The following is a 15,043-nucleotide window of genomic DNA, read 5'->3' as shown; positions in this document are numbered from 1 at the left end:
CGTCAGCTGCCGTCGACCCGCTCGAGGGCGCCGACCTGGAGCAGGTGGTGGAGGGCGCTGAACACGGTGAACGCGCTGTGGCCGACGGCGGTGATGATCTCGGCGACCGTGGCGCGCCCGTCGACGGCAGCGAGCACCTGCCACTCGATCGCGCTCACGGTGAGCTCGGTGGTGCCTTCGGGAAGGCGGGGGACCACCCGGGTCACCACCTCGGTGGAGGGGATCACCCGGGCGAGGGCCCGGAACTCGGCGAGCCGCGCGCCGGCGGCGTCGAGGACGTCGTCGACGGGAAAGGCGAACTGTGTGCCGATCTGGTGCACCTCGCCGGGACCGAACCGGTAGTGGTTGGCGTTGGGGACGAGCAGCTCGAACAACGTGTTGACGGTGTGGTCGTGCAGGGCCCGCCGCAGACCCTCGGGCGTCGCCTCGCCCGTCTGGAGCAGCGCGTCGATCAGGTGGCCGCCCTGTCGGCTGGCCTCGATCGAGCGGTCCCACTGCGCCTCGGACACGACGCCGGTGGCGACGAAGACCTGGCGCAGGGACGGCCCGGTCTCGGCGTGGGCGAGGTAGATGCCGCCGTCGCGGAGGCACACGATGCTCGCGTAGCTGCCCGAGAGGTGCAGGATGCCGGTCTCTCGGGCCTGCGCGAGGCCACGGAGCACGTCGGCGAGCGGGCGCTCGGCGAGCGAGCCGGCGACGGGACCGCTCGGCTGCGAGGGTTCCTCCACGGGCACGGGGGCACCGTACCGCTCTCGGGGCGGCCCCATGGGCATCACGGAGGCCGAGGGCTCGCGCCTGTGCATGGCTCAACTCCGCGCGGCCCGATCCGATGGATCACCAGTCCAGGAGCCGTCCGCACCGCACGGGCCTCCGGGATCACGGTTGCCAGCCGTTCGACGACACAGGGGCCCGCAGATGCTCAGAAACATGAAGGTCGGGACCAAGATCTTGACCGTCCTCGTGGCGCCGCTGCTGGTCCTCGGGGTGCTGGCGGGCCTCGGGGTGCAGGAGCGACTCGCCGACGCCGACTCGGCCCAGGACGTCGAGCAGTTCACGGAGGTGGCGGCGGCGGACTCCGCCACCGTCCACGAGCTCCAGCTCGAGCGCATGTTGACCGCGGAGTTCCTCGGCAGCGGTGGCCAGCTCGGCGGTGAGGACCTCGCCCGTCAGCGCGAAGCCACCGACGAGGCCGTCAGCGGCCTCGAGCCCCAGTTGCGGGGCATCGACTTCGCCTCGGCCTCCTCCGGGATGGGCGAGGTGGTCGCGTCGGTGCAGAACCGCCTCAACGGCCTCGACGACCTCCGCGCCGAGGTCGACGCGGCGGCGTTGAGCACCCAGGCGGCCATGGAGGGCTACGGCCGGACGACCGACAGCCTGCTCGCGCTGAACGGCGAGATCGGCGCCAGCATCGCGGTGCCGGAGCTCGCGCAGTCCTTCAACGACTACGCCGCACTGGCCAAGGCCAAGGAAGCCAGTGCCGTCGTCGTGGCCGACCTCACCGGGGTCCTGGCCGCCGGCGCCTTCAGCGAGGGGGACCTCGACGCCGCCGTCACCGCCGCCAACGAGGAGCAGGCCCACCTCGATCGGTTCAACGAGACCCAGAACGGCGGCTTCCGGACCCGGCTCGCGAACGAGCTGGCGTCGCCGGAGGTGCAGGCCTCGCAGGACCTCCAGGCCGAGATCATCGCCGCCGGCAGCCTCGGCGGCAGTGGTGACCCGGACGTGCTCGTGGAGGACTGGATCGCGGCAGGGACCGCCCGCCTCGACGCCTACCAGAGCGTCGAGGACGCGATCCTCGGCAATGTCACCGACGAGGCCTCCGCCCAGGCCTTCGCCGCCGAGAAGGCCGTCCGGCTGTACCTCGCCGGCGCCGCCGCCGCCACCCTGGTCGCCCTGCTGCTCGCCTCGATCGTGGCCCGGGCCACCACCCGGCCCCTGCGGAAGCTGACGAAGGCGGCCAACGTGCTGTCGTCCGAGCGCATCCCCCGCCTGGTCGAGGACCTGCGTTCCCCCGAAGGCATGGCCGAGCAGGCACCCATCACGGTCGAGCCCATCGAGGTCCGGTCCCGGGACGAGATCGGCCAGCTCGCCGAGGCCTTCAACGCCATCCAGAACGTGACCGTGGAGGTGGCCGAGGAGCAGGCCGCCCTCCTGCGCAAGGGGATCGGCGACATCTTCGTGAACCTCGCCCGTCGCAACCAGTCGCTGCTCGACCGCCAGATCGAGTTCATCGACGAGCTCGAGGCCAACGAGGAGGACCCCGAGCAGCTCGAGCACCTCTTCAAGCTCGACCACCTGGCCACCCGCATGCGCCGCAACGCCGAGAGCCTGCTCGTGCTCGCCGGCGCCGAGCCGCCCCGACGGCGGGCGCGCCCGGTGGCGCTCGCCGACGTCGTGCGTGTGGCCATCGGCGAGGTCGAGGACTTCACCCGGGTGAACCTGCTCGCCCTCGACGAGGTGACCGTCGGAGGCAACGTCGCCGTCGACCTGGCGCACCTCCTCTCCGAGCTGATGGAGAACGCCACCCAGTTCTCGCCGCCGGAGACCCACGTCGAGGTGGTCGGTCAGCGCACGACCGACCGTGGGTACCTGATCACCGTCTCCGACCAGGGGATCGGCATGAGCGCCGAGCAGCTGGCCGAGGCCAACTCGATGCTGGCCCACCCACCGCTCGTGGGCCTGGCGCTGTCCCGCTCCCTCGGGTTCATCGTCATCGGGCGGTTGGCCGCCCGCTTCGGCATCGGCGTCCGTCTGGTGTCGTCACCGGCCGGCGGAATCAGCGCCATGGTGGTGCTCCCTCCCGCGCTCGTGGCCGACGAGGGCATGCCTGCGGTCGACTCGCCCGTCAACGTGGCGCCGCCCCCGCCGCCCCCGGCCCCGCCCGCCGCGGCCGCCCCGGACGAGGTCACGGCCCCCGTCCCCGCGGCACCGATGCACGGCGGCCCTCGGGCGACCGCGGACGCCTCGCCCCTCGGCGCGCTCTTCGCCGAGGCCGACGGCCACGACGGGCGTGCCCCCTTGCCGGACCTGGCGCCCACGGCGGGACCGGTCACGCCGGTCGGGGAGTCGGCCACCTTCGCGCCACCACCTCCGCCGGCCCCGGCCGCCGGCTTCGCGGAGCCGCCCGCGTCCACCTTCGCCCCGCCGCCGGTGGAGCCGACGGCGGCGGCGCCCGCGCCTCCGCCGCCCCCGCCGTCCGGTGATGTCCCCGGCGTCGACCAGGACTTCTGGGCGCCGTCGGACGACCAGCCGGTGGGCTTCCCCGAGCTGACCCAGGACGATGTCCCGACGGGCGGCGACCACTTCGGGCCGCTCTCTGGCCCCGGCCCCCTCGAGCCGCTGGAGCCCCCGGACGTGCCGCTGTTCACGCCGCCGTCGGCGTCGCCGTCGCCGTCGGCGTCCCCGAGCAGCCTCCACGAGGCCCTGCCCGAGGGTGAGGCGTTCGAGGAGGGGCTCGCGTCGCTCGTGGGCTCGGGACCCTCGACGCCGACCGGGTGGCCCGAGGCCCCCGTGGCCCAGGCGCCGCCCCCGCCACCTTCGCCGCCCCCGCCACCTTCGCCGCCCCCGCCGCCGCCGCCCCCGCCGGCCGCCGTCCCCCCGGTCGAGGCCCCGGCGCCGCTCACCCCCCGCCCGGTCGACACCCCGGCCCCGGGACCGACCACCACACCGCGGCGGGTGCCGACCCCGCCGGCGTCCGGCCAGCGCCTGACCTCTGCCGGGCTCGTCCAGCGCTCGGCGAAGCAGCCCGGTGGAGGCGCGCCGCGCCAGGCCCCCGACGGCCGGCGGGCGGTCTCGGCGTCCCAGCGTTCACCCGAAGAGGTCCAAGCGATGTTGTCCCGCTACCGCAGCGGGCTCCAGCAGGGCCGTCAGCCATCGTCCACTGATCACCCCGAGGAGCGGTCATGAACGGCCTCAGCACCGAAGCCCAGAACCTGAACTGGCTCATCAGCAACTTCGTGGAGCGGGTCCCCGGGGTCCACGAGGCCGTGGTGGTGTCCTCCGACGGCATGCCCATGGCGCTGTCGGGCGGGCTCGACCGTGACGCCGCCGATCGGTTCGCGGCCGTCGCCTCCGGGCTCATCGGCCTGGCCTACGGCGCCGCCGGGCGTTTCGGCGGCGGTGCCGTCAACGAGGTGATCGTCGAGATGGAGAACGCCTTCCTGTTCGTCACCGGCATCAGCGACGGCTCGAGCCTCGCCGTGGTGGCGTCCTCCGCCTGTGACGTCGGGCTCGTCGGCTACGAGATGGCGGTCATGGTCGAGAAGGCCGGCACGGTGCTCACGCCCGAGCTGCGCGCGGAGCTGCAGGGCGCCCTGCCGCGATGACCACGGCGGACGAGCCGCAGGAGGGACTCGGGGCTCGGCTCCGTCCCTACGCGCTGACCGGCGGCCGTACGCGCCCGGTGGCGGACCTGCCGCTCGAGACGCTCATCCGCACCACACCGCAGGGCCAGTCCGCGGTGCCCCGTCTGGTGCTCGAGCACAAGGCCATCGCGACGATGTGCTCGGCACCGCTCTCGGTGGCCGAGATCTCCGCCCACCTCAAGGTGCCGCTCGGCGTCGTGCGGGTGCTCGTGGGCGACATGGCCGCGCAGGGTCTCCTGGCCACCAACCAGCCGCAGATCAACTCCAACGACCGACCGGACATCAAGCTCCTGGAAAGGGTGCTCAATGGGCTTCAGGCACTCTGAGACGGCCGACCCGACGGCGGGCACCACGGCCACCGTCCCGCTCCCCGTCAAGATCGTGATCGCGGGCGGCTTCGCGGTGGGCAAGACCACCCTCGTCGGCTCGATCAGCGAGATCGAGCCGCTCACCACCGAGGCGGCCATGACCAAGGTGAGCCTGGGCGTCGACGACGTCGGAGGCGCCGAAGGCAAGAAGTCGACCACGGTGGCCATGGACTTCGGCCGGGTCACCCTCGGTGAGGACCTCATCCTCTACCTGTTCGGCACGCCGGGCCAGGACCGCTTCCGCTTCATGTGGGACGACCTGGTGCGCGGCGCCATCGGGGCCATCGTGCTGGTCGACACCAACCGCCTGGCCGACTGCTTTCCCGCGGTGGACTACTTCGAGTCCATGGACGTCCCCTTCATCGTGGCCGTCAACTGCTTCCACGGGATGCTCGCCCACAACGTGAACGACGTGCGCGAGGCGCTGGCGGTGTCCCCGGACGTGCCCCTCATCCTCTGCGACGCCCGCGACCGTGAGTCCACCAAGGCGGCCCTCCTCGAGCTGGTCCAGCACGCCATGCTCAAAGCGGTGTAGCCACCCCCACCCTTGACACCACGCTCGTCGCGCGTCCGCCCGGCGGGTCCTGTCACCCGTCCGGTATCCGAAACGACGGAAAGGCGTGTCGTTTCGGACCCTCCGGACGGGCGCCACCTGCCGGGCTACCCGGTGCCGCGTGCTGCCGCCCTACGCATCGGGACGGCGGACGGCCTGGCGGCCGCCCGCCGTCGGTAGCCTCCACTCCTCGTGGAGCTTCCGGTGGTGGACATCGTGTTGGTCCACTGGAACCAGGCGGATCGGTGCCTCACGGCGGTCGAGCGGTATGCGGGGCAGGACGTCCCGGTCCGGCTCACGGTGGTGGACAACGACTCCCGGCCAGAGGAGATCGCGCTGCTTCGTGAGGGTCTCGCTCGTCGAGCAGGGGAGTTCGATCGGGCGCCGATGCTCTTGGAGCAGCGTTCGAACCTGGGGTGGGGGCCCGGGTTGAACGTGGGCCTGCGGCGCTGGTTGGACGATCCCGAGGGCAGTGAGTGGTGCGGCGTGGCGCCCCATGACGCGCTGGTGGCCGACGGCTGCCTCCGCCGGATCGTCGAGGAAGGCGCTCGTCGGCCCGAGTCCGGGCTCATCAGCGCCGACGTGGGCGACGGCATGACGACCGTCATCGATCGCGCCTTCGGGCCGGTCATCGTCCCCGCCCGGGTCGCGAGCGGGTGGGAGCCGATGGACTACCCACACGGGACGCTGTTCCTCGCCCGCCGGGCCTGCCTGGACGAGATCGGCCTGTTCGACGAGCGCTACTTCGCCTACTGCGAGGAAGCCGACCTGGGGGAGCGGGCCCGGCGGGCGGGCTGGGAGGTCGGCATCGTGCGGGGGGCCGACGTGCGCAACCCGGTGACGTCGGGTCGCATCGCCCTCGTGGACTACCTCGAGGAGCGCAACACCCTCCTGCTGGTGCGGGACAACTTCGGCCGGTGGCCGGCGTTCGTCCGGCTGTCGCTCGGTCTGTGGATGGTGGCGCGCGGCTGGCGGCGGCCAGATCGACGTCGTGACATCTACGACGCGCGGGCACGGCTCCGGGCCATGGCCGACCACCTCCGCGGGCGCTACGGACCCCCGCCGGACGACCTGCGCTGACCCCGAATGGGGAGAGGACCGACGGTAGGCTGGCCCGTGCCCGGCGGCGCGGCGTTGACGTGGGTCAGCGCCGGCCGGGCCCCCCTCCGATCTCCTCGATGACCGACTCCGACCGCGAGCCCTCCGACGACGCGCCCCCGGTCACGACCGCGCCCGCGGATGGCGAACCGGACGCGGGAGGCGAGGCCGAGATGGACGGCGTCGACGAGATCACGGTCGCCGCCGCCACCCTGTTCGACCAGGACGCGTGGGAGCCCGTGGTCGAGGCGCCGGTGCCCCGGGACGAGGACGAGGAGGCCCCCGTGCTGGTGGCCGCGGCGGTCTCGGTCGACGGCCCCACGCTGTTCGACCAGGACGCCACGCCGCACGGCCGCGAGGTCGTGGCCATCGCCGACCGGGAGGACCCCGACCTCGACGACCCCGCGCTCCAGCCCCAGGCCGATCTGGCCCACGTGGCGACCGCCGGGGCCACGGTCGCCGCGGCCCCGAAGGTGCACATCCGCTACGAGCCGGCCCTCGACGGCCTGCGCGGCCTCGCGGTGCTCGGTGTGCTGTTCTTCCACGGCCAGTTCGCCTGGGCGCGCGGCGGCTTCCTCGGGGTGTCCACCTTCTTCACGCTGTCCGGCTTCCTGATCACCACCCTGCTGGTCACCGAGCACCACGGTCGGGGCACGATCAGCCTCCGCAACTTCTGGACCCGCCGGTTCCGCCGTCTCATGCCGGCCTCGGTCGTGGTGCTGGCGGGCATCTCGGTCCTGTTCGGTCTCTTCGTGGCCGACGCCGCCCAGCTCAACGACCTGCGCGGCGACGTGCTGGCCGCCCTCTTCTACGTCGCCAACTGGCACTTCATCGTCGCCGACCAGTCGTACGCCGACCTGTTCACCGCGCCCTCCCCGGTCCAGCACTTCTGGTCGCTGGCCATCGAGGAGCAGTTCTACGTCGTGTACCCGTTGCTGGTGTTCGGGGTGCTCAAGGTGGCCAAGGGTGCCCGCCGGGTGCTCTTCGCGGTACTGCTGGGCCTCACCGTGGCCTCGCTGGCGTGGATGCTGCACCTGTACGAGCCCGGCCTCGACACGGCCCGCGTCTACTACTCGACCTTCACCCGGGCCGCGGAGCTGCTCATCGGAGGCCTGCTGGCGCTCGTCCTCGTCGGTCGGGGACCACTCCGTCGCCCAGGAGCGGTGCTCGCCGCCGGCGCCGCGGGGGTCCTCGCCCTCGGGGCGACCGTCTGGTGCTGGCTCAACATCGATCAGAGCGACGGCGTGCTCTACCAGGGCGGCCTGGTCGTGTACGCCGGCTTCTCCGCCCTGCTCATCCTCGCCGCCCTCCAGGTGGCCGGACCCGTGCAGGCCATCTTCTCCAAGTCGGGGATCGTGGCCCTGGGCAAGATCTCCTACGGCGTCTACCTCATCCACTGGCCCATCTTCCTGTGGCTGACCCCCGAGCGGACGGGGCTGGCGCTGTGGCCGCTGTTCGCCCTGCGGATGGCGGTCACCCTCGGCTTGGCCGTCGTGTCGTACTGGTATCTGGAGCAGCCGGTCCGCCAGCGCATCCTGCTCGTGTCCAAGCGGTCGTGGGTGGTCGCACCGGCCGCGGTCACCGCCGTGGTCATGGCCGTGGTCCTCGTCACGCTCAGCCCTCCCACCGTGCCCAACGCCGACTTCGCGGAGGCCACCCGGGCCATCGAGGCCCCCGAGACCTCCCCCGAGGCGCTGGCCGCCCAGGCCGACGCCGTGGCCGATGCCGTCCCGGTGGCCGCCACCACCGCCCCGAACGTCGACCGGGTGTTGCTGGTGGGCGACTCGGTGATGGGCCAGGCCTACCCCTTCTTCCGTGACCGCTTCGCCGAGCGGGGCATCACCACGGGCTACGCCGGCGGGCCGGGCACCGGCCCCTTGAACCCGCAGGGCGAGGGCGACTGGCTGAGCCAGATCGACCGCTGGGTGGCCGACTTCGACCCCGACGTCGTGGTCATCGAGGCCTGCTGCGACTACACGAACCCGCCCGACGAGCTCTACCGGCTGCCCGACGGCACGGAAGTGCTGCCGAACACCGACCTCGCCTACCAGGCGTGGGAACAGGTGTCGCGGGAGATGATCCGGCGCGCCTCGGCCCGAGGCGCCCGGGTCTTCTGGGTGATCTCGCCGCCGGTGAAGACCAACGGCTACTACGGCCCCATGGAGGACCACGTGGCTCGGCTGAACGAGATCTACCGCTCGTTCGCCGTGCCCAAGATCGACTGGGCCACGCCCTCGAGCCTCAACGGCGAGTATTCGGACGACCTGCCCATCGGCCCCGACGGCGAGATGGTGCGGGTGCGCGCCGACGACGGGCTCCACTACACGCCCGAGGGCGACCTCCTCCTCGCGGACGCCACGCTCCGCACCATGCTCCAGCTCGAGGCCCGCCCCGGCTTCTGACGCCGCTCGATGGGCGTGGCCGGGGATCGGCGCAGGGCTCAGGTCTCAGGGAACCGGCCGTCCTCGGTGGCGGCGACGACGGGGCGGACGCGCAGCAGGTACCACAGAGAGATCGCGATGCCGCCGATGAGCGTGAGCACGCCGAAGGCGATCAGCACCAGCCAGGTGACCCGGCTGCGACCGGAGAGGGCCCAGGCCCAGCCGGGGCGCTTGGCGGCGTCGAGGAAGGCCCACATGGTCAGGGCCAGGGGCAGCAGGAAGAAGATGGCCTTGACCGTCTCCCAGGCGAGGGTGCCCAGCCCGACCGCCTCGGCCAGCACCAGCGACGCGCCCACCACGGTCAGATCGGCGCCTCGGCGTAGGCCCGGTTCCACAGCCGGTCGTAGCCGAGCTCGGTGAGGCGGCGGGACCAGGCGTCGGCGCGAGTGGGGGAGACGTCGTCGGGTGCGGGCGGATCGGCCAGGAGGAGCGCGGCCATGGTGTCGGTGAGGGGGTAGCCGCTGGTGGCGGGGTCGTCGACGTCGAGCAGGTCCCGCAGCCGGGCCTCGGCCCCCTCCCGGGTGCTGTCGAAGGGGCGCACCGCGCTGGCCTGGAAGCGCACGACGGCGACCGCGAGGGCCTCGTCGCTGAAGGTGCGGCGCAGCCAGATGGGGGAGCGCCGGTCGTCGCCGGCGGGCGCCCCGGCGCCGTCGGGGCCGGCGAGGGCCACGGCGAAGCGCCAGCCGGGGAGCTCGCCGACGGCCTCGGCCACCGATGCCTCGGCGGGACCGTCGTGCCAGCGGATCGACGGCTCGTCGTCCACCGTGACGTCGGCGGCGGGGAACCGGCGCGAGGTGGCGGCCTCGATGGCCGCCCGCACCTCGGGCCACGGGCGCTTGGCGCCCCCGATGCGCAACAGCCGGGCCATGCGCTCACCCTACGCGCGGCCGGCCCCGGACCCGCCCGCTCGGCGGGCGGATCCGGGGCCGGATCCGACGTGGGGATCAGGCGGCGGCGGGGACCTCGTCGCCGGCCGTCGCGTCCTCTTCGGGGTCGGCGAGGGCGAGGGTCAGGACCTCGGTGACGTCGCTGACCAGGTGCAGGGTCATGGCCTCGCGGACGTCCTCGGGGAGGTCGTCGAGGTCGGGGCCGTTCTTGGCGGGCAGGATCACCGTGGTGAGCCCGGCCCGCTGTGCGGCGAGCACCTTCTGCTTCACCCCTCCGATGGGCAGCACCCGGCCCTGGAGGGTGACCTCACCGGTCATGCCCACCTCGGGACGGACCGGCCGACCCGTGAGCAGGCTCACCAACGCCGTCGTCATGGTGACGCCGGCCGACGGCCCGTCCTTCGGTACGGCCCCTGCGGGGACGTGGAGGTGGAAGCGGCGCTGGTCGGCGCCCGCGTGGATCCCGAGCGCCTCGCGGTTGGCCTGCACGTAGGTGAAGGCGATCTCGGCCGACTCGGACATCACGTCGCCGAGCTGGCCCGTCACCTTGAGGCCGGTGTCGCCGTCGAGGGCGGTCGCCTCCACGGAGAGCACGTCGCCGCCGGCGCCGGTGACGGCGAGGCCGGTGGCCACGCCGGGGCCGTGGCGACGGTCGTGGTCGTCACGGGGGAACCGGGCCCGACCGAGGGCGGGGCGCAGGTCGTCCACGCCGATGGTCACGTCGGGGTCGTCGCCCCCCTCCGCCCCGGGAGCGTCGCCGCCGGCGATGGTGGTGGCGGCCTTGCGCAGGACCTTGCCGAGCTGGCGCTCGAGGTCGCGCACACCGGGCTCCATCGTGTAGTCGGCGATCACGGTGCGCAGGGCGTCCTCGTCGAAGACCACCTCGTCGGGACGCAGGCCGTTGCGCTCGAGCTGGCGGGCGACCAGGTGGTCCCGGGCGATGGCCACCTTCTCGTCCTCCGTGTAGCCGTCGAGGCGCACGATCTCCACTCGGTCGAGCAGGGGACCGGGGATGGTGTCGAGCACGTTGGCGGTGGCCACGAAGAGCACGTCGGACAGGTCGAGGTCGACCTCGAGGTAGTGGTCCCGGAACGAGTGGTTCTGGGCCGGGTCGAGCACCTCGAGCAGCGCGGACGACGGGTCGCCCCGCCAGTCCGAGCCCACCTTGTCGATCTCGTCGAGCAGGAAGACGGGATTCATGGTGCCCGCCTCGGCCAGGGCACGGACGATGCGTCCCGGCTGGGCGCCCACGTAGGTGCGCCGGTGGCCGCGGATCTCGGCCTCGTCACGGACGCCGCCGAGCGCGACCCGCACGAACGATCGGTCGAGGGCTCGGGCGATGGACTCGCCCAGCGACGTCTTGCCCACACCCGGCGGGCCCACCAGGGCGATGATGGCGCCGGCCTTGCGGCCGCCATCGGCGTCGATGCCGCGCTCGGCCCGCAGCTTGCGCACGGCGAGGAACTCGACCACCCGCTGCTTCACGTCGTCGAGTCCGGTGTGGTCGGCGTCGAGCACGGCTCGGGCCTCGGTGAGGTCGAGGTGGTCGGCCGACCGCTCGCCCCACGGCAGCTCCGCCACGGTGTCGAGCCAGGCCCGGATCCAGCCGTACTCGGCGCTCTGGGCGCTGGTGCGCTCGAGCTTGCCGAGCTCGCGGTCCACCGCGGCGGCGACGTCGTCGGGCAGATCGCGGTCGGCGAAGCGCTCGCGGTAGTCGGCCACCGGGTCGTCGTCGCCGTCCTCCCCGAGCTCCTTGCGGATGGCCGCCAGCTGCTGGCGCAGGAGGAACTCGCGCTGGGTCTTCTCCATGCCTTCGGTGACGTCGTTGCGGATCTGCTCGGCCAGCTCGAGCTCGGCCAGGGCGTCCTTCGCCCAACCGAGGGCGAGCTCGAGGCGGGCCTCGACGTCGACGGTCTCGAGGAGGGTGACCTTGCGCTCGAGAGCGAGGTCGGGGATCCAGCCCGCGGTGTCGGCGAGGGCGCCGGGGTCGTCGACGTCGCCGAGGACCGAGCTGACGCGCCGGCCCCCGAACTGCGCCAGCAGGGCGCGGGCGGTGGCGCGGTACTCCCGGGCCAGCTCGGCGACGCGCTCGGACGGCTCGTCCGTGGCCACGGGCTCGGCCTGCACCCAGAGCGCCTCGCCGGTGCCGACGACACCGGCGCCGACGTGGGCCCGGGACTCGCCGCGGACGACCAGCGCCGGCTGCCCGTTCGGCAGGCTGAGGCGGCTCTCCACCTTGGCCACCGTGCCGATCCGGCTGTAGCGGCCGTCGAGGCGGGGGACGAGCAGGAGGCGGCCGTCGCTGGCGGCCTCGACCGCCGCGCGCGCCTCGTCCGACTCGACCGCGATGGTGACCACCATCTGGGGGAACACGACCCCGGTGGTCAGCGGCAGCACCGGCAGGGTGAGGGTGGAGACGTCGTTCACAGGGACTCCCGTTCGTTCGTGGGAAGGATCAGGCTAAAGCCTGATTACAGGATTACGACGTTGAACCAGCAGCGCCCGACCGGCATTCCCGCCGGACCACGACGTCGGTCACACCGCCCGGTACGGTCGCTCCTCGTGACCGTGCGCGTGGGCTTCCTGGGAGCGGGCTTCATCGCCACGTTCCACTCCAAGATGTTGAAGGGCGCGGCCGACGCCGGCCTCGACGTCGAGTGGGCCGGCGTCCACGATCCCGACGCCGCCAAGGTCGCCTCCTTCTCGGCGGCGAGCGGCGCGCCGGTGTGCACCACCGAGGACGAGCTGCTCGACCGCTCGGATGCCGTGTTCGTCTGCACCTGGACCGCCGAGCACCCCCGGCTGGTCGATGCCGTCGTCGAGCGGGGGCTACCGGTGTTCTGCGAGAAGCCGCTGGCCACGGACCTCGAGGGCGCCCGAGCCATGACCAGGGCGGTCACCGCGGCCGGCGTGACCAACCAGGTCGGGCTCGTGCTGCGCCGCTCGCCGGCGTTCCTCTTCGCCAAGCAGCTCATCGAGGACGAGCGCAGCGGGCGCCCGATGAGCGTCGTGTTCCGCGACGACCAGTACCTGCCGGTCCAGGGCCAGTACGGCTCCGACTGGCGAGCCGATCCGGCCAGGGCGGGCTCGGGGGCACTGCTCGAGCACTCGATCCACGACGTCGACATCCTCGAATGGCTCCTCGGCCCGGTCGCCACGGTCAATGGCCACACCGCCGAGCTGCACGGGTTGGAGGGCATCGAGGACAACGTGGCAGTGTCGTTCGCGTTCGCCGGCGGCGCGCTGGGCGTGCTCACCTCCGTGTGGCACGACCTGTTGGAACGGCCCAGCCTGCGCCGCATCGAGGTGTTCTGCGAGCGCCTCCACGTGGTGATCGAGGGCGACTGGTTCGGGCCCGTCCACTGGACGCGGGCGGGCGACGAATCGGGGAGCATCGAGGGCGGGGAGCTGTTCGCGGCCGCCATCGGACCCGACGACCCCGACGAGGGCAACCCCGACGCCGCCTTCGTGCGCGCCGTGGCCGACGGCCTCCCCGCGTCCCCCTCCTTCGCCGACGCACTCCGGGCCCACGTCGTCACCGACGCCATCTACCGGTCGGCCGCCGGCGACGGGGCCGCGGTGGCCGTGCCGCCGGGCCTGCCCGAGCTCGGGTGACCCGCCGCCACGAGCTGGGTGGGGTCATCGCCGGCGCGGGTTTCGCGTCCGGGGACCGCCTCGTCGTCGGCCACTGGGCCCGCTCGCCCATCGGGCCCTTCTCCGACGTCATGTGGGCCGCCCCCGACGGCCGGCGCACGCTCTACGTGGCCGACGCCGGCGTGGGGGAGTTCATCAGCGCGGTGTACCGCTTCGACGAACTGGCCGTGGTCGACCTGGTCGTCCGCGGGGACGCCAGGTACCTCGAGGCCGACACCCCCGACTTCGCCCTTCGCCTCTCCGCCGGGCGGGGGTGGCCCATCCCGGTGCGCCGGCCGGCCTGGTTCACCCGGTTCGTCGAAGGGCCCGTCGCCAGGGTGGCCATGGGCGTGCGGACCTACGGCGTCAGCCCCACCGGGGTCCGCGAGTGGTACCGGGCCGACGCGTGGCACCCGGTCACCGCCGGCTCGCTCTCGGTGGGCGGCGAGGACCGCGGCGCCCTCACCAGGGTCTGGCCGCCGGCCGGCTTCGGCTTCAGCGAGCCGCCCAAGCGCCCGTCCATCACCCGGGTCCGCCCGCTGCTCGTTGACCCCACCGGCGCCCTCGACGCCCTCGTCGACCGCCTCACGTCGGTGCCACCCCGCTCGTCGTAGGAGTTGGGGGCGGGGAGGTCAGCGGCGGAGGACGACCTTGCCGGTGGTGGCGCGGCCGGTGAGGTCGGCCAGCGCCGCCGCGGCCTCGGCGAACGGGCGCTCGTCGGACACCAGGGGGTGGATGGCGCCGGCGCTGAGCAGGTCGAGCAGCTCGACGTGGCAGCGCTGGACGAGGGCCGAGTCGCGGGTGCGGTAGCCGCCCCAGTGCACGCCCACCACCGAGTAGTTCTTCACCAGCAGGTGGTTGGTGGGCGCGTCGGCGGGTCGGCCGCCGGCGAAGCCGATGACGAGGATGCGGCCCTCCCAGGCGATGCAGCGGCGGGAGCGGTCGAAGGTGTCACCGCCGACGGGATCGAAGATCACGTCGGCACCCCGCCCGCCGGTCGCCTCCTGCACCGCGTCGACGAAGTCGCCGGCGCGGTAGTCGAAGGCCTGCTCGGCGCCGAGGGCGAGACAGCGCGCCACCTTGTCGGCACCCCCCGCGGTGGCGAGGACACGGGCGCCGGCGGCCACGGCGAGCTCGATGGCGGCCGAGCCCACCCCACCGGCGCCGGCGTGGACGAGCACCGTCTCCCCCGGCTGGAGCGCCGCCCGCCGATGCAGGGCGAACCAGCCCGTCTGGTAGGTGACCGGGAGTGCGGCGGCGATCGCGGGGTCGACGTCGTCAGGCACCGGAAACACGTCCGACGCCGCGCACAGGCAGGCGTCGGCGTAGCCGCCGTGGGGGAGCGTCGGCAGCCCGATGACCCGACGGCCGACCGGCAGGTCGACGCCGGCGCCGGCCGCCTCCACCCGCCCGCACACCTCGAGGCCGGGGGAGAACGGAAGCGGCGGGTGCTCCTGGTAGGTGCCGAGGCACAGCAGCGAGTCGGCGAAGTTGAGGGCGCACGCCTCCACCGCCAGGCGCACCTGGCCCGGGCCGGGGGTCGGGGGTGCGACGTCGTCGTCCAGCCGGAGCACGTCGAGGGGCTCGCCGTGCTCGTGCACTCGCCACGCCTGCATGGAGCGACGATACGTTCTGGCCATGGCCGCGCCCCAGGTGCCCCGATGAACCCACCCACCGACGTGCCGTCATGAACCCATCC

At 73.3% G+C, this 15,043-nt stretch carries 13 protein-coding genes; 8 read left to right on the top strand and 5 right to left on the bottom strand.

Features of this window, described 5'->3' with window-relative positions; all coding sequences use genetic code 11:
• Nucleotides 1-2: 2 nt before the first annotated feature.
• Nucleotides 3-734: a DUF4388 domain-containing protein gene (locus JNK12_07235; GenBank protein ID MBL8775705.1), complete on the bottom strand. Its 732-nt coding sequence runs from the start codon at nucleotides 732-734 to the stop codon at nucleotides 3-5.
• Nucleotides 735-927: 193 nt separating this feature from the next.
• Between JNK12_07235 and JNK12_07230 the strand changes: the two genes are divergently transcribed.
• From JNK12_07230 to JNK12_07205, 6 genes are all read left to right on the top strand, one after another.
• Nucleotides 928-3,906 (top strand): sensor histidine kinase, encoded by a 2,979-nt coding sequence (locus JNK12_07230; protein MBL8775704.1) that lies wholly within the window; start codon nucleotides 928-930, stop codon nucleotides 3,904-3,906.
• A complete protein-coding gene (locus tag JNK12_07225; GenBank protein ID MBL8775703.1) occupies nucleotides 3,903-4,325 on the top strand; it encodes a roadblock/LC7 domain-containing protein in 423 nt (140 codons plus the stop codon). The genes JNK12_07230 and JNK12_07225 overlap by 4 nt, the downstream gene beginning before the upstream one ends.
• Nucleotides 4,322-4,690 (top strand): DUF742 domain-containing protein, encoded by a 369-nt coding sequence (locus tag JNK12_07220; protein MBL8775702.1) that lies wholly within the window; start codon nucleotides 4,322-4,324, stop codon nucleotides 4,688-4,690. Before JNK12_07225 ends, JNK12_07220 begins: the two co-directional genes overlap by 4 nt.
• Nucleotides 4,671-5,267, top strand: a complete 597-nt coding sequence (locus JNK12_07215) for an ATP/GTP-binding protein (protein MBL8775701.1) — start codon at nucleotides 4,671-4,673, stop codon at nucleotides 5,265-5,267. Before JNK12_07220 ends, JNK12_07215 begins: the two co-directional genes overlap by 20 nt.
• Nucleotides 5,268-5,477: 210 nt before the next feature.
• Nucleotides 5,478-6,365, top strand: a complete 888-nt coding sequence (locus JNK12_07210) for a hypothetical protein (protein ID MBL8775700.1) — start codon at nucleotides 5,478-5,480, stop codon at nucleotides 6,363-6,365.
• Between the two features lie 98 nt (nucleotides 6,366-6,463).
• Nucleotides 6,464-8,785, top strand: a complete 2,322-nt coding sequence (locus JNK12_07205; GenBank protein MBL8775699.1) for an acyltransferase — start codon at nucleotides 6,464-6,466, stop codon at nucleotides 8,783-8,785.
• A gap of 38 nt (nucleotides 8,786-8,823) precedes the next feature.
• Here JNK12_07205 and JNK12_07200 read toward each other — a convergent pair whose 3' ends face one another.
• The 3 genes from JNK12_07200 to lon all read right to left on the bottom strand — a co-directional run bounded on the left by JNK12_07200 (nucleotide 8,824) and on the right by lon (nucleotide 12,072).
• Nucleotides 8,824-9,120 carry a hypothetical protein gene (locus JNK12_07200; GenBank protein ID MBL8775698.1) on the bottom strand — a complete coding sequence of 99 codons (297 nt, stop codon included), beginning with the start codon at nucleotides 9,118-9,120 and terminating at the stop codon, nucleotides 8,824-8,826.
• Between the two features lie 5 nt (nucleotides 9,121-9,125).
• Entirely contained in the window at nucleotides 9,126-9,692 is a 567-nt protein-coding gene (locus JNK12_07195) for a hypothetical protein (GenBank protein ID MBL8775697.1), read from the bottom strand.
• 76 nt (nucleotides 9,693-9,768) lie between these two features.
• Nucleotides 9,769-12,072, bottom strand: a complete 2,304-nt coding sequence (gene lon / locus JNK12_07190; GenBank protein MBL8775696.1) for an endopeptidase La — start codon at nucleotides 12,070-12,072, stop codon at nucleotides 9,769-9,771.
• A 201-nt stretch (nucleotides 12,073-12,273) separates the two neighbouring features.
• On the opposite strand from lon, the gene JNK12_07185 reads away from it, so the two are divergent.
• Entirely contained in the window at nucleotides 12,274-13,326 is a 1,053-nt protein-coding gene (locus JNK12_07185) for a Gfo/Idh/MocA family oxidoreductase (protein ID MBL8775695.1), read from the top strand.
• A complete protein-coding gene (locus JNK12_07180; protein MBL8775694.1) occupies nucleotides 13,323-13,958 on the top strand; it encodes a hypothetical protein in 636 nt (211 codons plus the stop codon). The genes JNK12_07185 and JNK12_07180 overlap by 4 nt, the downstream gene beginning before the upstream one ends.
• 18 nt (nucleotides 13,959-13,976) lie before the next feature.
• Here JNK12_07180 and JNK12_07175 read toward each other — a convergent pair whose 3' ends face one another.
• Nucleotides 13,977-14,960: an NADPH:quinone oxidoreductase family protein gene (locus JNK12_07175; GenBank protein MBL8775693.1), complete on the bottom strand. Its 984-nt coding sequence runs from the start codon at nucleotides 14,958-14,960 to the stop codon at nucleotides 13,977-13,979.
• Between the last annotated feature and the right edge of the window lie 83 nt (nucleotides 14,961-15,043).

Source organism: Acidimicrobiales bacterium (genome assembly GCA_016794585.1).
GTDB lineage: Bacteria > Actinomycetota > Acidimicrobiia > Acidimicrobiales > DATDAH01 > JAEUJM01.
This window is presented reverse-complemented; position numbering and strand designations above follow the sequence as displayed.